At 45.6% G+C, this 8,742-nt stretch carries 8 protein-coding genes; 3 read left to right on the top strand and 5 right to left on the bottom strand.

Going from position 1 to position 8,742, the window contains the following annotated elements; all coding sequences use genetic code 11:
- Both VK097_RS03855 and xylA read right to left on the bottom strand, forming a co-directional pair.
- The coding region (locus VK097_RS03855) for an FGGY family carbohydrate kinase (RefSeq protein ID WP_324210484.1) at positions 1-332 on the bottom strand (332 nt) is incomplete at its 3' end.
- A gap of 5 nt (positions 333-337) precedes the next feature.
- Positions 338-1,663 (bottom strand): xylose isomerase, encoded by a 1,326-nt coding sequence (gene xylA / locus VK097_RS03850; protein WP_324210483.1) that lies wholly within the window; start codon positions 1,661-1,663, stop codon positions 338-340.
- Positions 1,664-1,950: 287 nt separating this feature from the next.
- On the opposite strand from xylA, the gene VK097_RS03845 reads away from it, so the two are divergent.
- A complete protein-coding gene (locus VK097_RS03845) occupies positions 1,951-2,571 on the top strand; it encodes a YesL family protein (RefSeq protein WP_324210482.1) in 621 nt (206 codons plus the stop codon).
- Between the two features lie 2 nt (positions 2,572-2,573).
- Here the strand turns inward: VK097_RS03845 and VK097_RS03840 are convergent, their stop codons facing one another.
- The 3 genes from VK097_RS03840 to VK097_RS03830 all read right to left on the bottom strand — a co-directional run bounded on the left by VK097_RS03840 (position 2,574) and on the right by VK097_RS03830 (position 6,202).
- On the bottom strand, positions 2,574-3,395 hold the full coding sequence (locus VK097_RS03840; RefSeq protein ID WP_324210481.1) for a carbohydrate ABC transporter permease: 822 nt from the start codon (positions 3,393-3,395) through the stop codon (positions 2,574-2,576).
- Positions 3,396-3,411: 16 nt separating this feature from the next.
- On the bottom strand, positions 3,412-4,290 hold the full coding sequence (locus VK097_RS03835) for a carbohydrate ABC transporter permease (RefSeq protein ID WP_324210480.1): 879 nt from the start codon (positions 4,288-4,290) through the stop codon (positions 3,412-3,414).
- 661 nt (positions 4,291-4,951) lie between these two features.
- Positions 4,952-6,202: an extracellular solute-binding protein gene (locus VK097_RS03830; RefSeq protein WP_414672152.1), complete on the bottom strand. Its 1,251-nt coding sequence runs from the start codon at positions 6,200-6,202 to the stop codon at positions 4,952-4,954.
- Between the two features lie 167 nt (positions 6,203-6,369).
- Between VK097_RS03830 and VK097_RS03825 the strand changes: the two genes are divergently transcribed.
- Together VK097_RS03825 and VK097_RS03820 are read left to right on the top strand one after the other, a co-directional pair.
- Positions 6,370-7,578: an ROK family transcriptional regulator gene (locus tag VK097_RS03825; protein WP_324210479.1), complete on the top strand. Its 1,209-nt coding sequence runs from the start codon at positions 6,370-6,372 to the stop codon at positions 7,576-7,578.
- 10 nt (positions 7,579-7,588) lie between these two features.
- On the top strand, positions 7,589-8,742 hold a 1,154-nt coding region (locus VK097_RS03820; RefSeq protein WP_324210478.1), incomplete at its 3' end, for a family 43 glycosylhydrolase.

Here is an 8,742-nt window from a genome sequence, read left to right as displayed (position 1 = left end):
GCCTGGCACTGTGCTGTTGTGCGCGTATCATTCCAAAGAATCGCGTTGCGCAGCACGTCATGATTTTCATCAAGCAGCACAAGGCCGTGCATCTGGCCGGAAAAGCTGATGCCTTCAATATCAGCAGGATCACCTTCAAATCGATTCAGCAACTCCGTCAATCCCGCGATGGTCTGCTCAACCCATATGTCCGGATCCTGCTCACTGTATCCGGTCTTCGGCTGGATTAACGAGAATGGTTTGGAAACCTCCTGAACGATGTCGCCATGCCGGTTAACCAGCAGCAGTTTAACGGCACTAGTTCCTAAATCAACACCAATCACATACGTCATAGCGATTACTCCCCTGCGTACGTTTTCAGCAAATATTGGTTGATGATCGCTTTGATTTGCTCAAGGCGCCCGGACTGATTTTGAATACCATCAAGATTCAAAGCGTGCTGCTCAAGCTTATGGAAGTCTGCTGTGCCATCTTCAACCGCTTTGCCGATGCCTGTGTCAAAGCTGCTGTAGCGTTCTTCAATGAAACGATCGAGCACTTTGTCATCTATCAGCTTTTGTGCCACTTTCAGCCCGACGGCAAAACTGTCCATTCCGGCAATGTGGGCATGAACCAGGCCCTCCGGTGTGAATGATCCCCGGCGGACTTTCGCATCAAAGTTCAAACCGCCGCGACCAAGACCGCCATTTTTAAGGATTTCATACATCCCCAATGTCGTTGCATACAAATCGGTCGGAAATTCATCGGTATCCCAGCCGAGCAGCGGATGCCCCTGGTTCGCGTCCACCGATCCCAAAATGTTGTTGACCCGGGCATAACGCAGCTCGTGCTCAAATGTATGGCCCGCCAATGTCGCATGGTTCGCTTCAATATTAAATTTGAAATCATCCTGAAGCCCGTAACGCTGCAAGAAGGCGTAACCGCTGGCAACATCAAAATCGTATTGATGCGTTGTCGGCTCTTTTGGCTTCGGCTCAATCAAAAATTGCGCGTCAAAGCCGATTTCCTTAGCATAATCCACCGCCATATGGAAGAACCGCCCCAGATGGTCCAGTTCCCGTTTCATGTCGGTGTTCAGGAGGGTTTCATAGCCTTCACGGCCGCCCCAGAACACATAGTTTTCAGCACCAAGTTCCTTACCGACTTCCAAACCTTTTTTCACTTTTGCCGCGGCATACGCGAAGACATCCGCATTATTGGATGACGCCGCTCCGTGCACGAACCGCGGATGGGTGAAGTTATTCACCGTATTCCACAAGAGCTTCGTTTTGCTGTCTTTCATATAATCTTTCATCATGGCAACAATCGTATCGATATTCTGATTGGATTCGCGTAAGTTGTTGCCTTCAGGTGCGATATCGACATCATGGAACGCGAAATACGGCACATTCAATTTTTCAAACAGCTCAAATGCCGCATCGACCCGTGCCTTGGCCCGGTCCATGCCATCATATTTGTCCCACGGGCGGATAGCCGTTCCCACACCAAATGGATCGGACAGGTCCTCGGTAAAGGTATGCCAATACGCGACCGAAAAGCGCAATTGGTCTTCCATCGTTTTGCCGCCGACGACTTCTTCCGGATTGTAAAATTTAAAAGCATAAGGATTCGTGGAATTGGATCCTTCATATTTGATATTGCTGATGTTGTTGAAATAGGTCATCATTTATTCCTCCTCAAATTCTTTTATTTTTGGCTGTTTGCTTGAATGTTGATTAAATATTGAATACGCTACAGGCGGACGCTTTCCGCGAGCAACGCTTCAGCCTCCTCGTGAGCCAAAAACGCTCACTGCGGGGTCTTCATCTGTTGCTTTTCCCGCTGGAGTCGCCGCCTTCCGCTCCTTCGAATTTTTCCATAACAGTGAATAACAACCTTATTTAAAATTGAATCTATTTCATCATCCTGTATAATAGACCCCGACACTAAATGCCGATGGGGGGCAGCCTGATGAATATGTTCGCCAGTACTCTTTACCGAATCATGGAATGGATAATGCGTTTTGCTTATCTCCAATTACTATGGATCGGTTTTACCCTGTTCGGTTTCGTGATCCTCGGATTCTATCCTTCAACCGCTGCGATGTTTGCAGTTGTCCGGGACTGGATTCGCGGCGAAACGGATATCCGCATTTTTGAAGCCTACTGGAACTATTTCAAAACGGATTTCCTGAAAACGAACTTGCTGGGCATCCTGATTACATCTATCATTCTATTGATCGGTATCGATATCTACTATATTCAGCTGGATAAAAGTGAACAGCTTGCATGGACGTATATTCCGTTATTCGCCTTTATGGCCTTGTTCCTTTTATACCTGGTCTATCTGTTCCCGGTTTTCGCCCATTACGACCTGAAGCTATCAGGTGTACTCAGAAACACACTTTTTATTATGCTAATCAGCCCGATTCACAATTTGCTGCTTGTCATCAGCCTTGGCGCGCTCTTTTTGATTATGAAATCCGTTCCCGCACTGGCATTTATCTTCGGCGGCAGCGCGTACGCATTTATCACGATGTGGCTGAGTCTGCATGCATTTAACCTTGTTGAACGGAAAAAACGTAACGCCTGAGCTCACCCTTTAACGGCACTCGATGAGATCCCTTCCACCACCTTGTTGCTGAAGAAGATAAAGGCAAGCAGAATAGGCAGCAGGCTGATGATCAATGTTGCCCCGATCGCTCCCCAATCGGTCATATACTGGCCGACAAAGTTTTGAATACCGACCGTCAATGTTTTGTATTCATCTGAAGAGATGAACGTATTCACAAAGACAAACTCATTCCAGTTATAAATCATGTTGATAATGACGATTGTCGACAGAACAGGTGCGGTCATCGGCAGGATAATCCGGAAAAACATGCGGTGAACCGAACAACCGTCGATAATCGCCGCCTCCTCGATTTCACGCGGCAATGTATAATAGAATCCAAGCAAAATCATCATCGTAATCGGCAGGTTGTATGCCGTATAGGTAATGACAATCGACCACGGATTATCGATCAGATTGACACTCAGGAACATATTGAACAACGGGATAATGGCGGAATGAATCGGAATCATCAGCCCCACCATGAACAAGCCGAGCACGAATTTATTCAGCTTCCATTGCATGCGTGTAATCGCAAATGTCGCCATACTTGCCAAAAGGGCGGTGAAGATGATCGCCAGCGCCGTGATCCAGACACTGTTCCAAAAATAAAGGCCAATGCCGCCATCCCATACTTTCATGTAATTTTCCCATAGCCATTCCTTTGGCAAAGCAAATGGGGAACCTGCAAAAATCTCACTGTTGCTTTTTAATGAAAAGAGAAACAGCCAGATAATCGGGAAAATCTGAAAAGCGCCTACAATCCCCAGGCATATGTAGAGAAAAATATAACCAATGCGGTTCATCACAGAGCCTCCTTTCTTAATATTGAATCTCCTCTTTATCAGCAGTTAGTTTACGGACAATCACCGTGACAATCAACGTAATAATCAGCAGCAGAAACCCGATGGCACTTCCATAACCGAAGTCATTCGTACTGAAAGCCAGTTTATACATATAGGAAGCCATAACCTCGCTTGCACCATTCGGCCCACCGCCTGTCATGACATAAATCAAATCAAAATATTTTAGTGATCCGACAATCGCCAGTACGATGGTTACTTTAACGACACCCTTAATTAACGGGAGTTTAATCCGATATGCAATCTGCAGCGGGGAAGCCCCATCAATCCGTGCCGCTTCAATGATTGTTTCAGGGATATTTTTCAAGGCCGCATAATAGATCAGAATGTAAAAACCTGCATACTGCCAAAGAATCGGAATAAAAATCGCATAGAGGACAAGGTCAGGATCCGCCAGCCAGGCAGGCGGATTTTCAAAACCAATGGCCATTAACATCCGATTCAGCATCCCATTGGCAGGATTAAATACTTTAATCCACAGCTGAGCAATTGCAACCGATGACAACAGCATCGGAATGAGATAGATTTTCCGTAACAGATCCGCCCCCTTGATTTTGGAAGCTAGAATCATAGATATAGCCAGGTAAACAATCAGACTCAACGTCGAAAATAGAGCCAATAACGCGGAATGCAGGGCACTGTCCCAAAATTTGAGATCCTGTATTGCTGTGATGTAATTTTCCAGCCCGATGAATTCCATTTTTCCTATGCCATCCCATTCCATGAGACCGTAATAAGCGGACAGGATTAATGGAATGAAAATTAATACACCCACAAGCAACAGGGCCGGAAGAACATACATTGCTATGATCCATTTGTTGGACATGACTTTATTCATTGCATTCAACCCCAAATCTTTAAGCTGGAAAAGGGCATACCATTTAGAATGCCCTTTTCTTTAATTGTGAAAGGCTTTATTTGTAAATGTTGTTGTTCTGAAATCCTTGTTGATATAAACTGCAACACAATTTAAGGCTTGTTCCATTCTAAATACGAGAAGTGCTTCAAGACGCTCCGGCAATATACTTCGCTTCCCATGGGCACGGCCTCAGCCTCCTCGGAAAGCAAAGCCCGCTTTTCTGCGGGGTCTTCGGACACGTGCTGTTCCCATAGGAGTCTTCGTATATTGCCTCCGCTAGCTGTGAAGTTCTGCATATGGGATATTGAAGTCCATGAAATCAATATTTAGTGTTTTATCCTGTCAGGACAGAACACCACGCTTGCTGGGCTTCGGAAAATGCTAGGCTGCGACAATAACAAGAAGTCAAATAGCACAAAACCAGCGTAGGAAATACACGGAGACTCCTGCGGGAACAGTGGCCTAAGTGAGACCCCGCAGAACGGAGTTCGAGGAGGCTCACGGGTCACCCGCGGAAAGCGTAGTGTATTTCCGGAGCGGTATCATAGCACTCAAATCAATGTACTTTCAAAATGTGTCACAGTTTATGGAGTTTGTGTCAACAACAATCTTTTAGCAAACAGCCTTGTAAAATGAACTTTTATTCTTCCTGTGAAAGTGCTTTTTCATGTGCTTTCGCGAATTCTTCCGGGGTCACTTCCCCGCCGAACAATGCCTGTATCTGGTTCAAGTGGACTTCTGCCGTGTCAGGACTCATTTGCACATCAGCAAATAGCGTTAAATTGCTTGCATTATTCAAGTCATCCAGCACATCCACATACATTTGCGGTAGATCAAGTGATTCGCCATCGACTTTTGTAGCCGGGATAACCCCCGCTTCTGTAACAGATTTCTCGCCCCACTTTTGGACAAAAAACTTTGTGAAATCTTTCGCCTCTTTTTTGACGTCCGAGTTTTCAGCGACAAACAAACCAACACCCGGCCCACCTACATAACTGCTTTTATCACCATTGCCATCAACAGTAGGGAAATCAAAGTAGCCGACTGAGTCCCTGAATTCCTGAGGCACTTCTTCATTTGTCGTATAGTTTGGCAGATCCCAAGTAGCAATCAAGTACATTGCCGTCTGCCCATTCATGAACATGCTTTTGGCTTCCTGATCCGAAAGACCATTATGCCCGTCATTAAAGGCATTCATGTCAACCAGATTCTGAACTTCTTCCGCTGCCTGAATCAACGCCGGATCTTCAAATGATTCTTCCCGATTAATCGCGCTGGTCAAGAGATCTGATCCGCCAATTCGATCCGCATAATACATATACCACAAGGAGCCGGTCCAGCGGTCTTTGTTGCCGAGCGCAATCGGTGTAACACCATTTTCATTCAGCGTTTTTATAACGTTTTGCAGTTCTTCATTGGTTTCGGGTGCTTCAAGCCCATGCTCTTCAAAAATAGCTTTATTATAGAACACGGTTGCAATGTTCAACTCAAGCGGCAGCCCGTACGTTGTGCCGTCCACCGAAAATGCTTCGGTCGTTCCGGAAACAAACTGTCCCTTTAATTCGTCACTTTCTACAACGTCATCCAATGGAGCGTATTTATCGCCTTCCACATAGGGCTCCATATAACCTGCAGCCCAGGTCATGCCGACATCAGGAAGTTCATCCGATGTTGATAAAACTTTGATTTTATCTTTATATTGCTCATTGCTTAATACTTCAAGTTCAATGTTAACGCCTTCATTTTGACTCTCATAATCCTCAATAATCTCTTTTACGATTCTATTATGCTCCGCTGAACTGCCCTCAGGCCACAAGTGCATAAATTCGACCGTTTTTTCCTCCCCGGAACTTGCACTGCTGTCCTCGGAATCATCACTGCATCCTGCCATCACCAAACCCAGTGCCAGTACCGACATAAACAATGTAATCGCTTTCCTATTCACATTGATTTACCCCCAATTTATTAATAGATTACATTCGATTTGAATGCTTATTTTGAATAATAGCAAAATAAACTTTGTTTGTCTAGTGGATGAACAAAGATTTTCATGCTATAATGTCAAAAAAAGAGGAAAGTGATGAATTAACTATGCTCCAAAACAAAACGTGGAACCAGCACACCATTAAAAATGGCAACAAATCGATTGTACTGGAAACCATCATGAATCATTCCCCCATTTCCCGGGCAAATATTGCTGATAAAACCGGGTTAAATAAGGGAACCGTCTCTTCCCAGGTCAGCGAATTACTGGATGAAGACCTGATTTATGAAAAAGGACCTGGCAAATCGAGCGGTGGGAGAAAGCCGGTCATACTGCTGTTTAATGAAGTTGCGGGATATTCAATCGGCATCGATATCGGGGTCAACTATATATTCGGTATGCTGACCGATCTGCAAGGAAACGTTTGTAAGGAAAAATCGCTGACATATAAGGACCCGACTTTTGAAGAAATTGAACAAAAATTATTTGAAACAGTGGATTTCCTTACGTCCTATGCCCCGCCAAGCACGTATGGAATTGTCGGCATCGGGATTGGTGTCCCCGGTGCAACGGATAAGAACGGCAAAGTTTTACTGGCCCCCAACCTCGGTTGGCAGAATATTGATCTGAAATCAATTATGGAAGAAAAGTATGACTGCCCTGTCGTCATCGAAAACGAAGCGAACGCAGGCGCATATGCCGAGAAGAAATTCAGGACCGGCACTGAAAATACGGATATTATTTATGTAAGCGTAGGCGTCGGTATTGGTGTCGGGCTTATTCTTAGTGGCGAACTCTATCGCGGAAATAGCGGTTTTTCAGGCGAAATGGGCCATATGACTATCGAAGCCAACGGAACAAAATGCAGGTGCGGCAACAACGGCTGCTGGGAGCTTTATGCCTCCGAACAAGCATTGATCAACAATTCCGCTCAATTCGGCATGGAAGATGCTGATGTCGATAACATTTTGGAAAAAATGATCAACCTGGCAGAAAAAGGCGATGAAGAAGCTATCAAACTTTTTAATACAATCGGCAATTATTTGGGAATTGGCATCATTAACATCATCAATTCCTTTAACCCGCAGCAGGTCATCATCGGCAACCGCATGACAGCTGCCAAAGAATGGATCGAACAGCCATTGCTTGAAAAAGTGAATCAGCATGCACTCTGGTTTCAGCAAAAACATTTGCAAATAGATTTCTCAGACTTATCTGCTCATTCGACCGCTTTAGGTGTTGCTGCGTTTTCAAATGAAAATTTCTTTAAAATCTATAAGTAGAGGTGATTACATGACAAAGATTAAAAATCCGATTTTAACCGGATTCCACCCGGATCCCAGCATCTGCCGCGCCGGAGAAGATTACTATATTGCCGTTTCAACATTTGAATGGTTCCCCGGCGTTGGCATCTATCACTCCAAAGATTTGAAAAACTGGCGATTGATTTCGAGGCCGCTGAACCGGGTCAGCCAGCTGGATATGAAAGGGAACCCCGATTCCGGCGGTGTCTGGGCCCCTGCCCTCTCGTATGCTGACGGCAAATTCTGGCTGATTTATACCGATGTGAAAGTGGTCGATGGCGCCTGGAAGGACTGCCATAATTACCTCGTGACAAGTGAAACAATTGATGGCGAGTGGTCCGAGCCTGTTTATTTGAACAGCTCCGGCTTCGACCCTTCCCTATTCCATGATGACGACGGCAGAAAATATTTGGTCAACATGCTCTGGGACAACCGGATTGGCCATCATGATTTTTATGGCATTGTACTTCAGGAGTACAGCGATGTGGAACAGAAGCTGGTTGGAGACGCGAAAGTGATTTTTAAAGGAACCGATATTAAGCTGACCGAAGCTCCACATTTGTATAAAATTAATGGCTATTATTATCTTTTGACAGCAGAAGGCGGCACGAAGTATGAGCACCAGGCCACGATTGCGCGTTCTGCGGATTTATGGGGTCCGTATGAGGTTCATCCCGAAAACCCATTGATCTCGTCATGGGCGCATCCACGAAATCCACTTCAAAAAGCAGGCCACGCTTCGATCGTTGAGACACATACTGATGAATGGTTTTTAGTCCATTTGACCGGACGCCCGCTGCCTAAAGACGACCAGCCATTGCTGGACGGGATTCGCGGCTACTGCCCATTGGGAAGAGAAACCGCTATTCAGCGGCTTGAATGGAAAAATGGCTGGCCATATGTTGTTGGCGGAAACCAGCCGTCCGTTGAAATCGAAGGCCCTGATATTGAGGAAATCGCATGGGAAAAGGACTTTGATGAGCGGGATGATTTCAATTCCGGGGTGCTGAATAACCATTTTCAGTCACTGCGGATTCCGTTGGGTGAAGATATTGCATCGCTGAAGGATCGCCCCGGGCATTTACGGCTGTACGGCCGGGAATCGCTGACCTCAAAATTCACGCAAGCATACGTCGCCCGGCG

Origin of the sequence: Lentibacillus sp., assembly GCF_035301675.1 — a bacterium.
Classification (GTDB): Bacteria; Bacillota; Bacilli; order Bacillales; family Amphibacillaceae; genus Lentibacillus.
The sequence above is the reverse complement of the archived record's forward strand: the minus strand, read 5'-3'. Positions and strand labels throughout refer to the sequence as shown.

What these genes read in the sequence shown, in the direction of transcription:
- xylA (WP_324210483.1), bottom strand. Translation starts at nt 1,663, where the DNA reads ATGACCTATTTCAACAACATCAGCAATATCAAATATGAAGGATCCAAT.
- VK097_RS03845 (WP_324210482.1), top strand. Translation starts at nt 1,951, where the DNA reads ATGAATATGTTCGCCAGTACTCTTTACCGAATCATGGAATGGATAATG.
- VK097_RS03840 (WP_324210481.1), bottom strand. Translation starts at nt 3,395, where the DNA reads ATGAACCGCATTGGTTATATTTTTCTCTACATATGCCTGGGGATTGTA.
- VK097_RS03835 (WP_324210480.1), bottom strand. Translation starts at nt 4,290, where the DNA reads ATGAATAAAGTCATGTCCAACAAATGGATCATAGCAATGTATGTTCTT.
- VK097_RS03830 (WP_414672152.1), bottom strand. Translation starts at nt 6,202, where the DNA reads ATGGCAGGATGCAGTGATGATTCCGAGGACAGCAGTGCAAGTTCCGGG.
- VK097_RS03825 (WP_324210479.1), top strand. Translation starts at nt 6,370, where the DNA reads ATGTCAAAAAAAGAGGAAAGTGATGAATTAACTATGCTCCAAAACAAA.